The organism is Arachnia propionica (assembly GCF_003932785.1).
Lineage (GTDB): Bacteria > Actinomycetota > Actinomycetes > Propionibacteriales > Propionibacteriaceae > Arachnia > Arachnia propionica_B.
In genome coordinates this window covers 128,842-146,768 of record NZ_RQYT01000001.1, presented here as the reverse complement: position 1 = coordinate 146,768, position 17,927 = coordinate 128,842, and the positions used below count along the sequence as shown (strand labels likewise).

Annotated in this window: 17 protein-coding genes and 1 pseudogene; 9 read left to right on the top strand and 9 right to left on the bottom strand. The window is 68.6% G+C overall.

Going from position 1 to position 17,927, the window contains the following annotated elements:
• Positions 1-5: 5 nt before the first annotated feature.
• From EII35_RS00690 to EII35_RS00675, 4 genes are read right to left on the bottom strand one after another with little or no spacing between them, the layout of a single operon-like run.
• A complete protein-coding gene (locus tag EII35_RS00690; protein ID WP_125226648.1) occupies positions 6-674 on the bottom strand; it encodes an L-ribulose-5-phosphate 4-epimerase in 669 nt (222 codons plus the stop codon).
• Complete coding sequence (locus tag EII35_RS00685; protein ID WP_125226535.1) at positions 674-1,531, bottom strand: L-ribulose-5-phosphate 3-epimerase; 858 nt, start codon at positions 1,529-1,531, stop codon at positions 674-676. Before EII35_RS00685 ends, EII35_RS00690 begins: the two co-directional genes overlap by 1 nt.
• The gene (locus tag EII35_RS00680; RefSeq protein ID WP_125226534.1) at positions 1,528-2,178 is read right to left on the bottom strand and encodes an orotidine 5'-phosphate decarboxylase / HUMPS family protein; all 651 of its coding nucleotides are present in this window, start codon (positions 2,176-2,178) and stop codon (positions 1,528-1,530) included. The genes EII35_RS00685 and EII35_RS00680 overlap by 4 nt, the downstream gene beginning before the upstream one ends.
• The gene (locus tag EII35_RS00675) at positions 2,178-3,164 is read right to left on the bottom strand and encodes a phosphotriesterase family protein (RefSeq protein WP_125226533.1); all 987 of its coding nucleotides are present in this window, start codon (positions 3,162-3,164) and stop codon (positions 2,178-2,180) included. Before EII35_RS00675 ends, EII35_RS00680 begins: the two co-directional genes overlap by 1 nt.
• Before the next feature lie 189 nt (positions 3,165-3,353).
• On the opposite strand from EII35_RS00675, the gene EII35_RS00670 reads away from it, so the two are divergent.
• Complete coding sequence (locus EII35_RS00670) at positions 3,354-4,325, top strand: sugar-binding transcriptional regulator (protein ID WP_125226532.1); 972 nt, start codon at positions 3,354-3,356, stop codon at positions 4,323-4,325.
• Here the strand turns inward: EII35_RS00670 and EII35_RS00665 are convergent.
• Positions 4,309-5,145, bottom strand: a complete 837-nt coding sequence (locus tag EII35_RS00665) for an aldose epimerase family protein (protein ID WP_125226531.1) — start codon at positions 5,143-5,145, stop codon at positions 4,309-4,311. The genes EII35_RS00670 and EII35_RS00665 overlap by 17 nt on opposite strands.
• 31 nt (positions 5,146-5,176) lie before the next feature.
• On the opposite strand from EII35_RS00665, the gene EII35_RS00660 reads away from it, so the two are divergent.
• The 5 genes from EII35_RS00660 (at position 5,177) to EII35_RS00640 (ending at position 10,290) form a co-directional block, all read left to right on the top strand.
• On the top strand, positions 5,177-5,674 hold the full coding sequence (locus EII35_RS00660; RefSeq protein ID WP_125226530.1) for a GNAT family N-acetyltransferase: 498 nt from the start codon (positions 5,177-5,179) through the stop codon (positions 5,672-5,674).
• Positions 5,675-5,700: 26 nt separating this feature from the next.
• Entirely contained in the window at positions 5,701-6,195 is a 495-nt protein-coding gene (locus EII35_RS00655; RefSeq protein WP_125226529.1) for a phosphoribosyltransferase, read from the top strand.
• A gap of 15 nt (positions 6,196-6,210) precedes the next feature.
• Entirely contained in the window at positions 6,211-6,408 is a 198-nt protein-coding gene (locus tag EII35_RS00650; protein ID WP_125226528.1) for a hypothetical protein, read from the top strand.
• An 87-nt stretch (positions 6,409-6,495) separates the two neighbouring features.
• Positions 6,496-8,550, top strand: a complete 2,055-nt coding sequence (tkt, locus tag EII35_RS00645) for a transketolase (protein ID WP_125226527.1) — start codon at positions 6,496-6,498, stop codon at positions 8,548-8,550.
• Positions 8,551-8,604: 54 nt separating this feature from the next.
• Positions 8,605-10,290, top strand: a complete 1,686-nt coding sequence (locus tag EII35_RS00640) for a S49 family peptidase (RefSeq protein ID WP_125226526.1) — start codon at positions 8,605-8,607, stop codon at positions 10,288-10,290.
• A 4-nt stretch (positions 10,291-10,294) separates the two neighbouring features.
• On the opposite strand, the pseudogene EII35_RS00635 reads toward EII35_RS00640, so the two are convergent.
• A pseudogene (locus EII35_RS00635) lies at positions 10,295-11,506 on the bottom strand (MFS transporter); the annotation flags it as partial.
• Between the two features lie 95 nt (positions 11,507-11,601).
• On the opposite strand from EII35_RS00635, the gene EII35_RS00630 reads away from it, so the two are divergent.
• Genes EII35_RS00630 through dapC form a run of 3 tightly spaced genes read left to right on the top strand, consistent with a single transcriptional unit; the run spans position 11,602 to position 14,835 of the window.
• Positions 11,602-13,353: a VanW family protein gene (locus EII35_RS00630; RefSeq protein ID WP_185744086.1), complete on the top strand. Its 1,752-nt coding sequence runs from the start codon at positions 11,602-11,604 to the stop codon at positions 13,351-13,353.
• 55 nt (positions 13,354-13,408) lie between these two features.
• Positions 13,409-13,729 (top strand): ferredoxin, encoded by a 321-nt coding sequence (gene fdxA, locus EII35_RS00625; protein ID WP_125226523.1) that lies wholly within the window; start codon positions 13,409-13,411, stop codon positions 13,727-13,729.
• Positions 13,729-14,835 carry a succinyldiaminopimelate transaminase gene (gene dapC, locus EII35_RS00620; protein ID WP_125226522.1) on the top strand — a complete coding sequence of 369 codons (1,107 nt, stop codon included), beginning with the start codon at positions 13,729-13,731 and terminating at the stop codon, positions 14,833-14,835. The genes fdxA and dapC overlap by 1 nt, the downstream gene beginning before the upstream one ends.
• Here the strand turns inward: dapC and EII35_RS00615 are convergent.
• The 3 genes from EII35_RS00615 to dapD all read right to left on the bottom strand — a co-directional run bounded on the left by EII35_RS00615 (position 14,810) and on the right by dapD (position 17,901).
• Positions 14,810-16,048, bottom strand: coding sequence for a serpin family protein (locus EII35_RS00615; RefSeq protein WP_125226521.1), 1,239 nt, complete (start codon positions 16,046-16,048; stop codon positions 14,810-14,812). The two genes, dapC and EII35_RS00615, sit on opposite strands and share 26 nt — an antisense overlap.
• An 81-nt stretch (positions 16,049-16,129) precedes the next feature.
• Positions 16,130-16,969 (bottom strand): hypothetical protein, encoded by an 840-nt coding sequence (locus tag EII35_RS00610; RefSeq protein ID WP_125226520.1) that lies wholly within the window; start codon positions 16,967-16,969, stop codon positions 16,130-16,132.
• Positions 16,969-17,901, bottom strand: coding sequence for a 2,3,4,5-tetrahydropyridine-2,6-dicarboxylate N-succinyltransferase (gene dapD, locus EII35_RS00605; protein WP_125226519.1), 933 nt, complete (start codon positions 17,899-17,901; stop codon positions 16,969-16,971). Before dapD ends, EII35_RS00610 begins: the two co-directional genes overlap by 1 nt.
• Positions 17,902-17,927 lie beyond the last annotated feature (26 nt).

Sequence of the window (17,927 nt, the reverse complement as noted above, 5' to 3'; positions counted from 1 at the left end):
TGTTGTCACCTGCTCACTCCGGTGGAAGCATGGATGGTTCCGTATCGATGGGTGTACCGCTCATGGTTCGCCTTGATCTCCTCGGCCGGGAGTTCTTCGACCCGGCCGATCTGCATCGCAGCGAAAACGGTTCGGGCCACATCCTCCACCATGACGGCGGCCTGCAGTGCCTTGGTGATGGTTGGTCCGATGGTGAAGACCCCGTGTTGCCTCATGAGTACGGCAGGGGAGTCCCCGATGGCCGCCAACAGGGTTCTGCCGATGGCATCCGACCCGATGGGGGCGTAGCCGCCGCAGGGGACAGGGCCCCCGAACTCGTCGGCGATGGCCGTGAGGACACAGGGAATGGGTTTCCCCACGGCCGCGAACGCGGTCGCGTAGCGGGAGTGGGTGTGCACCACGGAGCCGACGTCCTCGCGCCCGGCGTAGATCGCAAGGTGTGACGCGGTGTCCGACGAGGGGCCGTGGTCCCCCTCGACGATCCGTCCCGTCATGTCGACGACGACCATGTCCTCGGGGCGCATCTCCGGGTAGAGCATGCCCGAGGGCTTGATGACGATGAGGTCCCGGTCCTCGGTGATGGCGGACAGGTTCCCGCCGGTCCAGGCGACCAGGCCGTTCTCGGGGAGGGCCAGGTTGCCCTTCCAGACCTGCTCGCGGAGTTCCTGCAACATCATGGCTCCTCCTTGATGATCCTCAGTCCTGCGTTGGACGCCTTCTCCTCGATGAATCGCCGTGCCTCGCGGCACCGGTCCAGGGAATCCGGGGCATCGTCGTGCCACATCTCCAACATCACGCGACCGGACCACTCCTGGCGGTGGAGTTCCGCGAAGGCCTGGTCGAAGTCCGCGATGCCGGTGCCGAACGGCACCCGACGGGGTTGACCCGGCAGCACGTCCTTGACGTGGAGCGCCACCAGATGACCCTCGCAGGCCGCCAGTTCGGGCCCCGAGCTTCCTCCGTGACCGGCGATGTTGCCGACGTCGGGGTAGCACTGGAGCCATGGGGATCGCGCCAGGTCGACGATGTCCATCACGTCGGGCACCGAGGTGATGTCGGTGCCGTCGACGTTCTCGACGGCGAGGATGACCCCCTCGTGGGCCGCCTGGGGCAGCGCCGCCATGAGGGAGTCGATCCAGCGCTGCCGCGCCCCCTCGTCGGGTTCCTCGTAGTGGGCGTAGTACCCGGCGACCTGGAGGACGCTGACCCCGAGGTCGGCGGCCAGGCGGATGCCCTTGCGGTACACCTCGGCTGCCTGGCGTCGGATCTCCGGATCCCTGGATCCCGGCATCACCCTCCGGTGGAGGCTGAGGCACAGCCCCCCGATCCGGGTTCCGGTGTCCTCGGCGGCCCGCCGGACCCGGCGTCGGATGTCCCGGTCCCAGTCCAGCCGAGCTGCCCGTTCCGGTGACTCATCGATCGACAGGTCGACGAAGCTGAACCCCGCCTCGGGGACCTGGGCGAAGAACCGCGTCCAGTCCTCGATCCCGATGAGGGCCTTCTCGTAGATGCCGAGCTGGATGTCACTCATGGCCACACCTCGGCGATGGCCTCCTTGAAGGCGCGGGCGGCGGCCAGCGGATCGTCGGCCCCCATGATGTTGCGGCCGACGATCACCACGCCGACGGGGTAGCCGGCGAAGGTGTCGAGTTCGCCGACGCCGATCCCGCCCGTGATCGTGACCGTGAACCCCAGCTCCGCCAGTTCACCGACCCGCGCCAGGTCCGACGGCCCCCAGCTCAGCTCCCCGGCCGCCTCGCGGTCGCGGGAGCGCTTGACGATGACGTGCTGGACCCCGAGGTCACGCCACGCCCGGGCCTGGGTCGGGTCGTAGTCCTCCCCGAGTTCGACCTGCACCTCGCCGCCGAACTCGGCCGCCACCTGCACCACCTGGTCGATGGTGGTCAGCGAGGCGCCCGCGACGCACGAGACCCAGTCGGCCCCCGCCTCGAAGCAGTGGCGGGAGATGAGGGACCCGGCCTCCGCGATGCGGACATCCGCCAGGATCGTCCGGTCGGGGTAGAGCGAGCGGATCGTCCTCACCGCGCGCAGTCCCTCGGAGATGATGAGGATCGTGCCGCACTCGATGATGTCGACCGCGGGCTCGGCGCGGTTCAGGGCCGACAGGGCGTGCACCAGGTCCGGGTTGTCCACCGCGACCTGCAACCGGGGACGCATCAGTCGTCCTCGACGAAGGCGAAGAACCGCTGCCCGTTGTACATGAGCAGGTCCTCGACGTAGGCCCGGTCGAAGCCCTCGGCGATCATCCGCGGACCGTCGACGGCGGGGTTGTAGTCGACCCCCGTCACCGCGCCGTAGGCCTTCTGGTAGGAGCGCTTCCCGGAGTCCGTGCCGAGCAGGATGCGCTGGCCGTAGCCCTTCGCGCCGAGTTCGCGCAGCTCCATGATGCGGTTCGAGTCGGGCTGGTACTTGATCCGGTAGGTGCCGTCGATCTCCAGGTAGGCGCCGGTGTCCAGGATCTGGCTGAGGTAGTAGACGTCGGCGTTGCGCTGGATGTGACCGATCGCGATCTTCTCGGGCGCCACCCCGAGCTTGATGAGTTCCTGGGCCTGTTCGAGCCCGCAGGTGCCGTACGTGGTGTGGGTGTTGATGGGGGCGCCCGTCGCGAGCGATGCCGCGGCCGCCGCCTCCATGCACTTGCGTTCGAACTTCGTGATCTTGCCGTAGGCGGTCGCGACCTTGATGACACCGGCCCTGTACTCCGTGCGGTTGACGATGGGGCCGGAGTAGTCGTTGGCGTCGATCCCCTCGGTGATGTCCGCGATGAGCAGATCGGCGATCTGGTCGACGGTGTAGCGGGACACCCAGTGGGACTGGGTCTCCAGGTACACGTGTTCCCGGTGGAAGCCTGTGGCCGCCACCACGTGCAGGTCGGGCACGCGGCGGTTGACCTCGGCGAGCTTGACGAGATCACGGCCGCAGTTCGCCGGGCACATGTCGATGACGGTGCCGGCGGCGGCCCAGTTCTTCGACGCCGTGACGAAGTGAGTGGCCTCCTCAACGGCCTTGTCCACGTCATCGAGTTGATGGTCCGGGTCGATGTAGACCTCTCCGGCTCCCACGCGGATGAGGTGGTCGTGAGCGTTGACGACGCCGAGTGTCTCGGGAGCGACATCGCCCAGGATCGTGCGGACTCTCATGATGGTGCCTCCTCGGTGTCCGGGGGCCTCCGTTGGCCCCTCCGGTGATCCACATGGTGGGTGAACCGGAGGGGGGTTCCAAGGTCGCCTCTGAACATCTGTGCACCCTGGTTGGTGGGCTCACGTAGTATTACCTTTTGACAAGCAACCATCGTTACTCCGGACGTCGTGGAGAACGGGAAAGAAGCACAGATGTGCGCCCTCGGGACTCGCCCCACCAGTCGTGAACAGGCCCAGCGCCTCCTCGAGGTGGCGCGTCTCTACCACTTGGAGGGACTGTCCCAGGCGGAGATTGCGAACCGGCTCGGCTGGTCCAGGCCGACCATCTCCCGGATGCTCACGGAGGCCCGACGACGGGGCATGGTGCGGATCACCATCGAGCACCCCATGGAGCAGGCGTTCGCCTGGGAGCAGAAGCTCGCCAAGCGGTTCGGGCTCGGTACGGTCGTCGTCGCGGCCGCAGAGAACCGGAGCCCCGGCGAGGCGGTGGGCGCGGTGGCTGCATCGCTCATCTCGGAGGTCGGGCACGACCGCACCGTGCTGGCGCTCTCGAACGGGAGGTCGGTCGCCTCAGTGGTGCAGGCCATGCCCAAGCGGCACTGGCAGTACAGCAGCGTCGTCCAGATGGTGGGGTCGCTGGCCCGGGAGGGGGCCGACCTGGTGGACTCCCCGGAACTGTGCCGACGGATGGCCCGCCGTCTCGGCGGCACCTACCGGCCGATGCCCGTGCCGCTCGTGCTGGGCTCGGCGGCGATGGCCCAGGCGATGCGGCAGGAGGAACTCGTGTTGACGACCCTGGAGCTGGCGGCCCGCTCCGACATCGCGCTCACCGGTGTGGGAGTGGTCGGGCCCCGCGGCCACCCCGGTGCCATCCTGGAGCCGTGGATGACGCCCCGGCTGGCGGCGGAGGTCCATCGACGCGGGGCGGTCGCGCACATCGCGGGTCACTACTTCAACGCCTCCGGGGAACACGTCAGGGACCCGATGTGTGACCGCCTCATCGCGATGGAACCCGAACGTCTCGCCGATGTGGGGCTTGCCCTCGTCGTCGCATGGGGGGTGGAGAAGGTGGCCGCCCTCCACGCCGTCCTCCGCACCGGCCTGGTCTCGGGGCTGGCCACGGACGAGGCCACGGCCCGGCTCCTGCTCAGCTATCAACCGTGATGCGTAGGGTCAGGGTGTGCTGCTGACCAGCCTCGACGACCACCGCGTCCTGCTGGACGTTGCCCACCTCGACGCAGACCATGGAACGCCACTCGTCCTCACCGAATCCGAGGAGGTCGACGCCCGGTCCCGGATTCCACACCACGACATTTGAGCCGCCCTCCTGCGAGACGGTCACCCGTCGGTCTCCCTCGACGAGGGTGGCGGGGCCACTGTGGCGGTACACCCGATCGACGGGATGCCCGAACCGGACCGGCTCGTGTTCGACGTCCGGTGCGGCCCCCGTCGCGAAGTCGCGGAAGGTGGCCCCCTCGAGCCCCTCGACCCGGCAGGCGGTCACGTCCGCCACCCGGAGATAGACGTGGAGGCCCTCGTCCAGGACGAACGCGGTTGTCGGCGAGGTCACAGTGAGCCTGAGCTCCAGGGTGGTGCCGAACCGTGCCTCCAGCCGGTAGGTGAGGTCGTCCGGGTAGGCGTCGGCCCCGGGGAGGTGTGCGACGTCGTGTTGCCGGAGCTCCCAGGCCAGGCGATCGGGGTCGGCCCGGGCGAGCCGCCACGGCACCCACCGGACCAGGCCGTGGATGTGGGGCACGGTGACGCCGTCGCGCCCCCGCCCGAACCACGGCGCACACACGGGGATGCCGCCGTGGATCTCGTCCCCCGGCGCCACGAGCGCCTCGCGGCTCACGAACAGCACCTCGTCGTGGTCGCGGGGGCGCCAGGACAGCACCGTCGCGCCCAGGTCGACAGCGGCGCCCTCGGCGGTGTCGCCGTGGATGGTGCGCAGTCCCGCGGCGCGGAGGTCGTCGTCAGTGGCCATGCGAGGAGCCTACGCCCCTACGATGGTGGCCATGGCTGTGACGATTCGACCCGCCGGGCTGGAGGACCTGCCCAGCATCGTGGAGATCTACAACGAGGCCGGGGTCGCCACCACGGCCTCGTATGACCTGGAGCCCGTGACGGTGGAGGAACGGACCGAGTGGTTCGAGCGGCTCCGCAGCAGGAACCATCCCGTGCTCGTGCTCGTCAAGGATGGGGAGATCGTCGGGTACGCCAACTACGGCCCCTTCCGCGACAAGGACGCGTATCGGCACACCGTCGAGCACTCCCTCTACGTGGCCGCGCCGCATCGGGCCTCCGGGGCGGGGCGCATGCTCATGGGGGCGTTGCTCGATCACGCCCGGGGGCACGGCGTCCACACGATGGTGGGGGTGCTCGACGCCGAGAACGCCGCGTCGCGCGCCTTCCACGCCCGCATGGGTTTCGAGGAGGTCGGTGTGCTCCGGGAGGTGGGGTTCAAGTTCGGTCGATGGCTGGACGTGGTGTTCGTCACCCAGCATCTGGGGTGAACGCGTCGCGTGGGTAGGATGCGGCCATGGCCTATCACGCGGACAGCAGCGACACCGAGGGCAAGGAGGTCCTGACCTGGGACGGCCTGGGTGTCGCCACCGACGAACTCGCGCAGCAGATCCACGACTCGGGCTTCAGACCGAGCGTCGTCATCGCCATCGCCAGGGGCGGCATGATCCCGGCGGGGGTGCTCACCTACCGTCTCGGGATCAAGCTGACGGATGCGATCAACGTCGAGTTCTACACGGATGTCAATCAGACCCTGCCCGACCCGGTCCTGCTGGCCCCGATGCTCGACACCGAATCCATCGCCGGCCGTCAGCTGCTCATCGTCGATGACGTCGCCGATTCCGGCCGGACCCTCGCCCTGGTGGTCAAGCTGCTGCGGGGCTTCGGGGCAGATGTCCGCAGTGCGGTGCTCTACACCAAACCCTCCACCATCGTGGAGCCCGACTTCTGTTGGAAACGCACTGACCAGTGGATCGTGTTCCCCTGGTCGGACAAACCGCCGCTGAGTTGAGACCCAAGGAGCGAGATGGCAGAGATACGTACCCATGATCCGGAGGGTGGCTCCGAGATCCGACGCCTCGTGATGGAGGCGCTGGGCGAGGACATCCGTCCCGTGGTACCCGGTTCCAAGGTCGAGACCGTGGCCGAGGAACCCGTCGACGTCGTCGATCCGGCGACGCTCATGCCGTTCTCCGGACCCACCATCGACATCGTCGACTTCTGACCCCCGACCATTGTTTACGCTAACAATTCGCTAGTCTGTATTTCGCGCGGGCACAGCAGCCCGCACCGGTATCCCTAAGGAAGACACATGACCCTCGACTGGACCGAACTGGACTCGCGCGCTGTCGACACAGCCCGAATCCTCGCCGCCGACGCTGTGGAGAAGGTGGGCAACGGCCACCCCGGAACCCCGATCTCCCTGGCCCCCGTCGCCTACCTGCTCTACCAGAAGGTCATGAACCTCGACCCCACCGACGACACGTGGTTGGGGCGTGACCGGTTCATCCTCTCCGTGGGGCACGCCTCGCTGACCCAGTACTGCCAGCTGTACCTCGCCGGGTGCGACCTCGAACTCGACGATCTGAAATCCCTGCGGACGTGGGGTTCCAAGTGCGCCGGCCACCCGGAGTACGGACACACGAAGTTCGTCGAGTGCACCACGGGGCCGCTGGGGGCCGGTGTGAGCAACGCCGTCGGCATGGCCATGGCCGCACGTCGCGAACGTGGCCTGTTCGACCCGGAGGCGCCGAAGGGCAAGTCGATCTTCGACCACCACGTCTACTGCCTCGTGGGTGACGGCTGCCTGCAGGAGGGGGTTGCCGCCGAGGCCGCGTCCCTCGCCGCGACGCAGAACCTTGGCAACCTCATCGTCATCTACGACGCCAACCGGATCACGATCGAGGGCGACACCAACATCTCCTTCACCGAGGACGTCCTGGCGCGTCACGAGGCCTACGGGTGGCACACCCAGGAGGTTGACTGGACCCGGGGCGGCACCCGGTACGAGGAGGACATGGACGCCCTCCTCGCCGCCATCGAGGCCGCCAAGGAGGTCACCGACCGCCCCTCGATCATCAAGCTCAACACCATCATCGGGTGGCCGCTGCCGAACAAGGCCGGCTCCCACGACGTGCACGGCAACAAGATCGGCGCCGATGAGGTCGCCGCACTGAAGAAGCGCCTCGGCTTCGACCCGGAGCCCTTCGCGATCGACGAGGAACTCGTCGCGAAGACCCGCGCGAACGCCGCGGCCAGGGGTGAGAAGGCCCGTAAGGCCTGGGATCAGCGGTTCGAGGCGTGGCGCAGCGCCCATCCGGACCGTGCGGCGCTGCTCGATCGAGCCCGCGCCCGCAAGCTCCCGGAGGACCTCAAGCTCCCGGTCTTCGACGAGGGCAAGATGTCCACCCGCAAGGCCTCGGGTGAGGTCCTCACCGCTCTGGCACCCCAGCTTCCCGAGCTGTGGGGTGGCTCCGCCGACCTCGCTGGTTCCAACAACACCACGATGAAGGGCGAACCGAGTTTCCTCCCGGCCGCGCGACAGACGAAGGACTGGTCCGGCAGCGAGTACGGCCGCACCCTGCACTTCGGCATCCGTGAGCACGCCATGGGTGGAATCCTCAACGGCATCAACCTCTCCGGGCTCACCCGGGCCTACGGTGGCACCTTCCTGGTCTTCGCCGACTACATGCGCCCGCCGGTCCGGTTGGCCGCACTCATGGGTGTGCCCTCGATCTTCGTGTGGACCCACGACTCGATCGGGGTCGGCGAGGACGGGCCCACCCACCAGCCGATCGAGCACCTCGCCTCGCTGCGCGCGATCCCGAACCTCGACGTGGTGCGTCCGGCCGATGCCAACGAGACCGCCGTCGCGTGGGGTGAGATCCTGCGCCGCACCGACCACCCGGCCGGCATCATCCTCTCCCGCCAGGACCTGCGCACCGTGCCCCGCGGTGACGAGTTCGCCTCCGCCGAGGGAGTGGCATCGGGTGCCTACATCCTCAAGGAGGCCTCCGCCGAGCCGAGGCTCATCCTCATCGCCTCGGGCTCCGAGGTCTCCCTGGCCATCGATGCGGCTGCCAGGCTCGAGGAGGAGGGCGTGCCGACCCGGGTCGTCTCCATGCCGTGCCAGGAGTGGTTCGACCAGCAGAGCGACGAGTACCGGGAGCAGGTGCTGCCTGCGTCGGTGACGGCCCGTGTCTCGATCGAGGCCGGCATCGCCATGGGCTGGGCCAAGTACGTGGGTGCCCAGGGGGCCTCGGTGAGCATCGAGCACTTCGGAGCCTCGGCGGCCGGAGCGCGTTGCTTCGAGGAGTTCGGGTTCACCGTCGACAACGTCGTGAAGGTGGCCCGCGGCGTCCTCTGAGCCACCGCGCATCTCCCCGAGCGGGGCAGGTCGGCGTTTGGGTAGCCTTGAGCCATGGCGCTCAAGAAACTGCTCGGCAAGCTGAACTGCCCCGCTCGTCGTGTCGTCCTCGAACTCGACCTGGCCCGGGGCGTGCTCGAGACCTTCCCCCGCAACCCACTGCAGATGCTCCAGGCCGTTGGCGCGACCTCCGTGACCTCGCTGCGGGAGCATCTCCAGGACGCCGCCAACGATGATCGTGTCGTCGGCCTCATCGTCCACGTCGCCGAGTGCGGGCAGCCGCTGCAGATCCTCGACGAGATCGGGGAGACCATCGCCGAGTTCGCCGCCGTCAAACCGACGGCCGCCTGGGCGGAGACCTACGGCGAGATGGGCGACGCCCTCGGCCTGTTCAAGCTCGCGACGGCCTGCCGTCGGGTCCACGTCCAGCCCACGGGAACCGTGGGGATCGGCGGGGCGGAGCTCAGGATCACCCTGCTCAAGGGGCTCCTCGAGAAGGTGGGCATCGACCCGCAGTTCGGGCAGCGCCACGAGTACAAGACCGCCGCCGACCAGTTCGCCGCCGACGAGGTGACCGAGCCGAACCGCGAGATGACCACCCGCATCGCCCAGTCGGTCGTGGACGACGCGGTCGCGACGATCGCACGACGTCGCGGCCTCGACACCGACCGGGTGTGGGAGGCCGTCAATGCCTCCCCGTTGACCCCCGACGCTGCCCTGGCGGCGGGCCTCGTCGACGGCATCGCCTACCGCGACGAGGTGTACACGAAGCTGCTCACCGAATGGGGTGCCGACACCGACGACCTGCTGTTCGTCTCCCGGTACCGCGACCGCCGTGGCGCCGCGCGTCGTCTCAGGGGCAGGCGGGAGAAGGTGGCGGTGATCTCCCTGCGTGGCCGCATCGTCACCGGGCGCGGCGGAAGGTCCCCGTTCGGAGGTGAGACCGCTGGGGCCGACATCGTCGACGAGCACTTCCGGGCGGTGCTGCGTGACGACGCCTACAGGGCCGTCCTCTTCGACGTCGACAGCCCCGGTGGGTCAGCCGTCGCCTCCGACTTCATTCGGCGCAGCGTGCTGCGCGTGCGGGAAGCGGGTCTGCCCGTGGTGGCGCGGATGGGCAGCGTCGCGGCCTCCGGCGGCTACTACGTCGCCATGCCCGCCACGGAGATCGTCGCCCTCCCGACGACCCTCACGGGCTCGATCGGTGTGGTCGCGGGCAAGTTCGTCACCCGCAGGCTCCACGACCTGCTGGGGATCACGCAGGAGCCGGTGCGCATCGGCGCCTCGGCAGGGCGCCTGAGCTCGCTCACGGAGTTCAGCGAGGAGGACTGGCACCGGCTCAACGAGGAACTCGACCGAATCTACCGGACCTTCACGAGCCTGGCTGCGCAGGACCGGGGCATGGAGCTCGACGCCCTCGAGGCCGTCGCGAAGGGCCGGGTGTGGACCGGGGCCGACGCCCACGGGCTGGGGCTCGTGGACCATCTCGGCGGCTGGAACCTCGCCTGGCGTCGCGCCTGCGCGCTGGCCGACATCGACCCCGCGACGGCTGAGCCGGTGCGCATCGGGCTGGGCTCGGTGCTGGAGCGGGTGCTCCCCGCCCGGTCCAGCGAGCACCGGGCGGGTGCCACCCGGATGACGTGGCCGATGGGGGAGCGCACCTGGGCGGGCCTCGCGGCCCACGTCGGTCTCCACGTGGAGGGGGTGCTGGCCCTGCCGTGGCGTCTCGACCTGCGGTGACGGATCACGTCGTGGGGCGGGTGAGGAAGGAGCGGTCCAGGTCCTTCGGGATCAGGGCGGCGACGGCGGCCCCGACGAGGAGGATGACACCCCCGACGGCGAATCCTGCACCGTGGCCGGCATGGTCGACGATCGCCCCGGCCACCAGCGGTCCGATGATGGCACCCAGGTCCACGATCATCGAGTAGGCGGCGACGGGCGCGCCGCCGCGGCCCCGGGAGGCGTCCCCGACCGCGGAGGCGGGGGCGGTTCCCTGCATGGCGCCGCCGATGCCGTAGACACACAGCAGCACGATGAGCACCCAGATGTTCGGGGCGAACGGGATGGCGAGGGTGGCAAGCCCGCAGAGCAGCCCGGCCGTCATCATGACGGGGCGCCGACCCATCCGGTCGGTGGCCATGCCCGCGCCGGGCAGCGCGAGGGTCTGGACGACGGCGGCGGTGGCGAAGGCGATGCCGGACCAGCTCGTTCCCATGGCGTGGACCTCGGTGATGATGACCGGGACGAGCGCCGACCGCACCCCGATGGACTGCCACCCCTGCGCGAACCCCATGAGACAGGCGGCGCGGTAGCGGATGTCCCGGAGCACCTCGCGGAAGGGCAATGCCTCCTTCGAGGCGGTGGGGAGCGGCTCGGAGCGGACGGGCAGCAGGACGTGGGCCACGAGGCCGGCGACGAGCAGCATCACCGAGTAGAAGTAGAACGGCGCCTGCAGGGAGATCGCGCCCAGCAGGCCACCCAACGCGGGGCCCGCCATGTTGCCCAGCAGGAAACCGCCCTGGTTCAGCCCCGAGGCCCTGCCCCGGAGCTGCTGGGGGGTGGTGGAGATCATCAGGTTGAAGGCGGCGATGGTGAACGTGGCCGAACCGATGCCGCCGAGCGCCCGGACGACGATCATCCACCACAGGTTCGGTGACAACGCCACCCCGAGCGTCGTCGTCGCCACGATGACCATGCCGAGGGTGATGGCGTTGCGTTCACCGATGCGGCGCGAGATGCGGGTGGCCCAGGGGGAGGTGATGAGCCGCATGAAGGCGAACATCGACACGACGAGCCCGAGCTGGAAGTTCGTGGCGCCGAAGGTCCGTGCGAACGGGCTCAGCACCGGGATCACCACCCCGAAACCGATGGCCACGAGAAAGTTGGTGATGGCGAGAACCCAGACGGTGCGGGGCAGGCCGGCACGGTTGAGTCGCTCACGCAGGTTCATCCGTCGTCTCCTCCATCGCTCGGTCCAGCCAACCTGTCACCCTACTCGCGTACCATGGATGCCGTTGTCCCCCACCAATGGTTGAGAATGCAAGGAGATGCATGGCTGAGAAGAAGCCGGGAGCTGCCCGGAAGTGGTTGATCGGCGGCAGCGTCGGGGCGCTGTTGCTCCTGGCCGGTGGCTATGTGGCAGCCCATTTCGCCGCGGGGGACAAGGTGCCGGCGAATGCGACGGTTGCGGGGGTCGCCATCGGCGGTCTGGCCCCGGATGACGCGGAGCAGAAGCTGCGCGAGGAACTGAAGGAGAGGTACTCGCAACCCGTGACGGTCGTCGACGACCAGGGCCGCGAGTTGACCATCCAGCCGCTCGAGAGCGGGCTCACCATCGACTGGGGGAGGACCGTTTCCACTGCGGGCGGGGGAGCCAGCTGGAATCCGGTCGACATCGCCAAGACCCTGTTCGGGGGTGGGGAGTCCCCGCTGGTGATGTCCGTCGACGACGCGAAGCTCGCCAGCGTTCTCCAGGAGGGGGCCGGGGTCTTCCAGGTCGATGGCGTGGACGCGACCCTGGCCTTCGAGGGCGGCAGCATCGTGGCCACCGAGTCCTCCGACGCCACCGTCCTCGACGTGACGGCCACCACCGGCAAGGTCACGGAGGTCCTCCTCGCCGCGCCGGCCGGGGATGAACAACGCAAGGCGCAGGCGGTGCTCGTGAAGGAGCCCCCCGCCGTCACCTCCGACATGGTCGCCGAGGCGCGGAGCTCGTTCGCGGAGCCCGCCCTGAGTGGTCCCGTCACCATTCAGGTCGGGTCGGGCAGCTTCGAGGTGACCCCCGAGCAGATCGCCGGGGCCACCACCTTCGCGGTGGAGGGGGACAAGCTCGTGCCCCACGTCGATCCGAAGAAGCTCTTCGACCTCACCAAGGAGGCCCGCGCGGCGCTCGGTCTGCAGGTCGGCAAGAACGCGTCCTACGCGATGGTCGACGGTGCCATCAAGGTGGTGCCGTCCGAGGACGGCCAGCAGGTGGACATCGACGGTCTGGCCAATGGCGTCCGTGAGGCCGCAGTCAGGAGTGGAGCCGACCGGACGGCGAACGTCGAGGTCATCCAGGGCCCCGCCGAGTTCTCCACCGAGGATGCCGAGAAGCTCAAGCCCACCCAGGTGATCGGGGAGTTCACCACCCACTACCCCCACGCCCCCTACCGGAACACCAACATCGGCCGGGCGGCCGAACTCGTCAACGGGACCGTCCTCATGCCGGGCGAGATCTTCAGCCTCAACGGCCGGGTGGGGGAGCGGACCGCTGCCAACGGCTTCACCGAGGGCTACATGATCAAGGACGGCATCCTGGTCCAGGACCTCGGGGGCGGCGTCTCGCAGGCGGCCACCACCCTCTACAACGCGGGCTTCTTCGCCGGGTACGAGGACATCGAGCACAAACCGCACACCCTCTACTTCGACCGCTACCCGGCGGGGCGGGAGGCGACGGTCGTGTACGGGGCCCTCGACATGTCCTTCAAGAACAACACCGAGTACCCCGCCTACATCGAGGGGTTCATCCAGCCCTCCAGCTCCGGGAACAAGGGAAGCGTCACCTTCCGGATCCACTCCATCCCCACGTGGGACAAGGTCGAGTCGACGGAGCCGGTGAAGTCCGACTACTACCACGGTCGCGAGCGGGTGCTCGACACGCCCGACTGCAAGCCTCAGGCCCCGATCCGTGGATTCACCGCCACCTGGCAGCGGATCTTCTACAAGGACGGCGCGGTGGCCAAGACCGAGAACTACTCCTGGAAGTACTCGGCTGGGGACAAGATCTCCTGCGCTCCGAAGCAGCCCGAGGGGGAGAGCTGATCGCGACGGGCGCAACAGGCCCTACACTTGCCCTGAATCAGCTGAAGGAGCGGAAGTGACCTACATCATCGGTTTGCCGTGCGTCGACATCAAGGATCGAGCCTGTGTCGAGGAGTGTCCTGTCGACTGCATCTACGAGGGAAACCGGATGCTCTACATCCACCCGGAGGAGTGCGTCGACTGCGGCGCCTGCGAGCCGGTGTGCCCCGTGGAGGCCATCTACTACGAGGATGACCTGCCCGCGGATCAGGCCGAGTTCTACGACGTCAACGCCCAGTTCTTCGACTCCATCGGCTCCCCCGGGGGTGCAGCGCGGCTGGGCGTCATCGATGCCGATCACCCGCACGTGGAGGCGCTTCCCCCGCAGGGGGAGTGATGGCTCTCGCGGACTCGCTGCCCGACTTTCCCTGGGACAGCCTCCTCGAGGCCAAGCGGGTGGCCTCGACCCATCCGGATGGCCTCGTCGACCTGTCCGTCGGCACTCCCGTCGACCCGACCCCCGAGATTGCCCGGCAGGCCCTCGTGGCCGCTGCCGACGCGCACCATTACCCCACCGTGTGGGGGACGCCGCGGCTCCGGGACGCGATCATCGGGTATCTCGAGAACCGTTGGTCCGCACACGGGCTCACCCATGAGGGAATCCTCCCGGTCATCGGGACCAAGGAGCTGGTGGGCTGGCTGCCGGAACTGCTCGGTCTGGGGGCGGGCGACGTCGTCGTGTTCCCTGAGATCGCCTACCCGACCTACGAGGTGGGGGCCAGGGTCGTCGGGGCGGAGCCCGTGGCGTGCGACGACCCGGACGCGCTGCCCGAGGGGACCCGCCTCATCTGGATCAACTCCCCGGCCAATCCCACGGGAAGGATTCTCGACGTCGCGGAGCTGCGGGGCTGGGTGGCGGCCTCCCGACGCCACGGGGCGCTCCTGGCCAGCGACGAGTGCTACGGCGAGTTCGCCTGGGAGAGGGAAGCATGCAGCGTGCTGGATCCCCGGATCAATGACGGCGACATCACCGGACTGCTCGCGGTCCACTCGGTCTCCAAGCGGTCCAATGCCGCTGGCTACCGGGCCGGGTTCGTCGCGGGGGATCCGACCGTGGTGCAGGAATTGGTCCAGGCCCGCAAGCACCTCGGCATGATGGTGCCCACTCCGATCCAGGCCGCCCTCATCGCCGTGTTGGGGGATCAGGATCACGTGATCGAGCAGCGGGAACGCTATCTGGAGCGTCGTGCAGTGCTCCGGAGGGCGCTCGAGGATGCGGGATTCCGGGTCGACCACTCGGAGGGATCGCTCTACCTGTGGGCCACCCGGGACGAGTCGTGCCGCAGCACCGTCGACTGGTTCGCCGAACGTGGCATCCTCGTCGCGCCCGGCGACTTCTACGGCTCGCGCTCCGGTGAGCACGTCAGGATCGCACTGACCGCCCCGACCGAGCGGATCGAGGCGGCCGCGGCGCGGCTCAGCCCTTGTCGGTCGGGTCGGTGATGGCGGCGAGGAACAGGCTCCACTGGGTGTCCTCCGCGATGACATTGATCGCGTAGGGACGATCCACGATGAAGCTGACAGCCGGCGGGATCTGGGCGGATGTCTCAACCGTGATCTCCGTGACCGCGGCGCCGACGGTGCCCTTGGCTGAGATCTGCAGCCTCGCCTGCTGCATGGCCTGGCCGACCCCGGCTCCGTCGACGATGCCTCCCACTTCGCCCAGTTCGATGCCCTGACCGGCCAGGGCTGTGAGCAGGTCGGTGGTGTGGCGGGTGTCGAGTTTCGGTAGTCCCACCTCGACCGGTTGCGGGGTGGCACCGGTCAGCAGATCGGTCAGCTCGGTGATGAGGTCGGCTTCTGCGTCCAGGGGCAGGGTGCCCGGTGGGGGGAGCAGGACATCCATGGCGAAGCCCTCGGTGTAGGGCAGTCGGATGGCCTGCCAGTCGTGCGCTGTGGCGTATCGGCACGTGAGGGTGTCCTCGACGACCTCGATGTCCTTGGTCCCGGTCGGGGTGGTGAAGGGCAGTATGGCCTCGATGGAGAACTCTGTCGCCCAGCGCGCCGCGAACAGGATGGCGTCCTGGAGCACCAGGAGGGTGTCGGCCGTGACCTCGATGGCTGATGTCTCGATGAGTCCTGCAGTGTGTTGTTTCACCCAGGCATGGAGGTTCCCCTCGGCGTCGCTGCGGGCAACACGGTCGACGCCCATGTCGAAGTAGCGTTTCGCGGCGTCCAGGAAGGGGTCCTTGGGCGTGGTGTCGTCGATGAGCAGGATCCGTGATGCCTGGTGGGCGATGGGATGCTCGGGTGGTGAGTCCACATCGACCTTCTCGGGCAGGTGTTCGTAGGCGGCAAGGGTGTAGCGGAGCGCGTTGGTGGCGGCGGCGCGTTCCTCGGCGGACATGCCGAAGGCCGCGTCGAGGGAGCTGGCGGTCCTACCGGAGGCACCGAGACCGACGAGGACCAGCGCGGAGATCAGGGAGCTGGGGGAGAGCAGCCGGTTGGCCCCCTCCTCACCGGAGCGCAGGATGTTCCAACCGAGGGTACGCGAGAAGGCGGCCAGTTCCGCGACGTGCGGCGTGGTGGGCGGGAATGTCTCGTGGGTGACGGCTGATATGAGCGTCTCCGTCGGCTTGAGTGGCGTGCTTCCACAGCCGCTGAGTGCCGCGGCCGCCAGACCGCCGAGCATGAGGGTACGTCGGGTGAGCTTCATCGATCCTCCTCCGTCGGTTCTGCCCTTCCAGACGATTGTTCCCGCCGAAAGGTTCACGCCAGTGGGCTCCTCCTGTCCCCGCTACTCGGAGCTGCGCAGGGCGATCACCACGGCGTCGGTCTCACCCGGAACCGCTCGGCTCGTACCCCACTCCTTCCGGTCAGGGGTCCATTCCCGTTCCCCGTGCGTGATGCGGGTGATCCCTGCGGACCTGCTGTTCGCCATCGCCAGTTGCGCGGCGGCCCAACGGGCGGTCGGGTCGCCGCCCCTGACGACAATCCGGGAGGGATCGTTGGCGACCTCCACCCCGGGCACCGCGGCGAGCACCTTCTCGAGCGTGCCGCGATCCTGCCCCTGACCGTCGCGGTCGATGCAGGCGAGGATGGCGGGGCGGGAACCGCGGAACGCGCCGGCAAGGGCGCGGGCATTCGTCTCATGCTTGCGGTAGGCCTCCGGATGGCCGGAGCGCTGCACCTTCTGGGCCATGTCGTTGACGTCGGTGGTCTCCCAGTTGTCGAACTTGACGATCTCCTCGTAGAACCGTCCGGAGCTGTACCAGGGGTCCATGATCTGCTCCTCGGTGCCCCAGCCGTAGGAGGGACGCTGCTGGAACAGGCCCAGGGAGTCGCGGTCACCGTGATCGAGGTTCCGCAACCCCGACTCCTGCCACGCGGTGGCCAGTGCCACGACGGCGGCCTGCTCCGGCAGGTCACGGTTGAAGGATTCCGCGACGATGATCGCCGCGTTCACGGACTGCTCGTGGGTGAGCCGCAGCGGGGACTCCGCCCCCTCCACCTGGAGGAAGCAGCGTTGCGGGTTGAGGCGGGTGTTCAGCCACTCCCACCCCTTCCACCCGGCGACACCGAGAACCGCGACGAGACTGAGGGCGGCGACGAGGGCCACCACGGACTTCCGGCTCATCAGTTCGCGTGCAATTCGTCGTTGAGGGTGACGGTGCGCCCGTGTCGGGGGCGGGCGAGGACCTTACCCGACTGCGAGTCCCGCAGGTACAGCAGATCCGCGACCCCCGACAGGGAGCGGGCCTTGACGACCCGGCCGTCCGGCAGTTCGACCTTCGTGCCGGCGGTGACGTACAGCCCCGCCTCGACGACGCAGTCATCGCCGAGCGAGATGCCGATGCCCGCCTCCGCGCCCAGCAGGCAGCGTTCGCCGATCGTGATGACCTCCTGGCCCCCGCCGGAGAGGGTGCCCATGATGGAGGCGCCGCCACCGATGTCGGACCCGTTGCCGACGACCACGCCGGCGGAGATCCTGCCCTCGACCATGGAGGTGCCGAGGGTGCCGGCGTTGAAGTTGATGAAGCCCTCGTGCATGACGGTGGTGCCCGAGGCGACGTGGGCACCGAGGCGTACGCGGTCGGCGTCGGCGATGCGCACCCCGGACGGGGTGACGTAATCGGTCATCCGGGGGAACCGGTCGATGCCGTGGACCAGCAACTGCTCGCCCCTGCTGCGCAGGGCCAGCCGCACCGCCGTGACATCCTCCACCCGCACGGGGCCGACATTGGTCCAGGCGTTGTTCGGCAGCTTGCCGAAGACACCCTCGAGGTTCACCCCGTGGGGCTGCACCAGCCGGTGGGACAGCAGGTGGAGTCGCAGATAGGCGTCCTCGGTGGAGGTGGGGGGCTGGTCGAGGTCGCACTCGACCCGGACCACCCTCGAACTGGTGCGGCGGATCGGGTCATCGCCCTCAGCGCCCGCCAGGTTCTCGGGGGCGGTCTCGGTGATCGCGTCGCCCAGTGTCGGCTCGGGGAAGAACACGTCGAGCACGGTGCCCGAGTCATGGACGGTTGCGAGGCCCCAGCCCCAGGCGAGACGCTGTGAATCAGTCATGGCGAAGAGTCTATGAGATCAGGGTG

Excerpts from the sequence above, each read along its gene's own strand:
- EII35_RS00685 (WP_125226535.1), bottom strand. The coding sequence starts at position 1,531 with ATGAGTGACATCCAGCTCGGCATCTACGAGAAGGCCCTCATCGGGATC.
- tkt (WP_125226527.1), top strand. The coding sequence starts at position 6,496 with ATGACCCTCGACTGGACCGAACTGGACTCGCGCGCTGTCGACACAGCC.
- EII35_RS00670 (WP_125226532.1), top strand. The coding sequence starts at position 3,354 with ATGTGCGCCCTCGGGACTCGCCCCACCAGTCGTGAACAGGCCCAGCGC.
- EII35_RS00665 (WP_125226531.1), bottom strand. The coding sequence starts at position 5,145 with ATGGCCACTGACGACGACCTCCGCGCCGCGGGACTGCGCACCATCCAC.
- EII35_RS00640 (WP_125226526.1), top strand. The coding sequence starts at position 8,605 with ATGGCGCTCAAGAAACTGCTCGGCAAGCTGAACTGCCCCGCTCGTCGT.
- EII35_RS00660 (WP_125226530.1), top strand. The coding sequence starts at position 5,177 with ATGGCTGTGACGATTCGACCCGCCGGGCTGGAGGACCTGCCCAGCATC.
- EII35_RS00615 (WP_125226521.1), bottom strand. The coding sequence starts at position 16,048 with ATGAAGCTCACCCGACGTACCCTCATGCTCGGCGGTCTGGCGGCCGCG.
- EII35_RS00690 (WP_125226648.1), bottom strand. The coding sequence starts at position 674 with ATGTTGCAGGAACTCCGCGAGCAGGTCTGGAAGGGCAACCTGGCCCTC.
- EII35_RS00655 (WP_125226529.1), top strand. The coding sequence starts at position 5,701 with ATGGCCTATCACGCGGACAGCAGCGACACCGAGGGCAAGGAGGTCCTG.
- EII35_RS00680 (WP_125226534.1), bottom strand. The coding sequence starts at position 2,178 with ATGCGTCCCCGGTTGCAGGTCGCGGTGGACAACCCGGACCTGGTGCAC.
- dapC (WP_125226522.1), top strand. The coding sequence starts at position 13,729 with ATGGCTCTCGCGGACTCGCTGCCCGACTTTCCCTGGGACAGCCTCCTC.
- EII35_RS00610 (WP_125226520.1), bottom strand. The coding sequence starts at position 16,969 with ATGAGCCGGAAGTCCGTGGTGGCCCTCGTCGCCGCCCTCAGTCTCGTC.
- EII35_RS00630 (WP_185744086.1), top strand. The coding sequence starts at position 11,602 with ATGGCTGAGAAGAAGCCGGGAGCTGCCCGGAAGTGGTTGATCGGCGGC.
- dapD (WP_125226519.1), bottom strand. The coding sequence starts at position 17,901 with ATGACTGATTCACAGCGTCTCGCCTGGGGCTGGGGCCTCGCAACCGTC.
- EII35_RS00650 (WP_125226528.1), top strand. The coding sequence starts at position 6,211 with ATGGCAGAGATACGTACCCATGATCCGGAGGGTGGCTCCGAGATCCGA.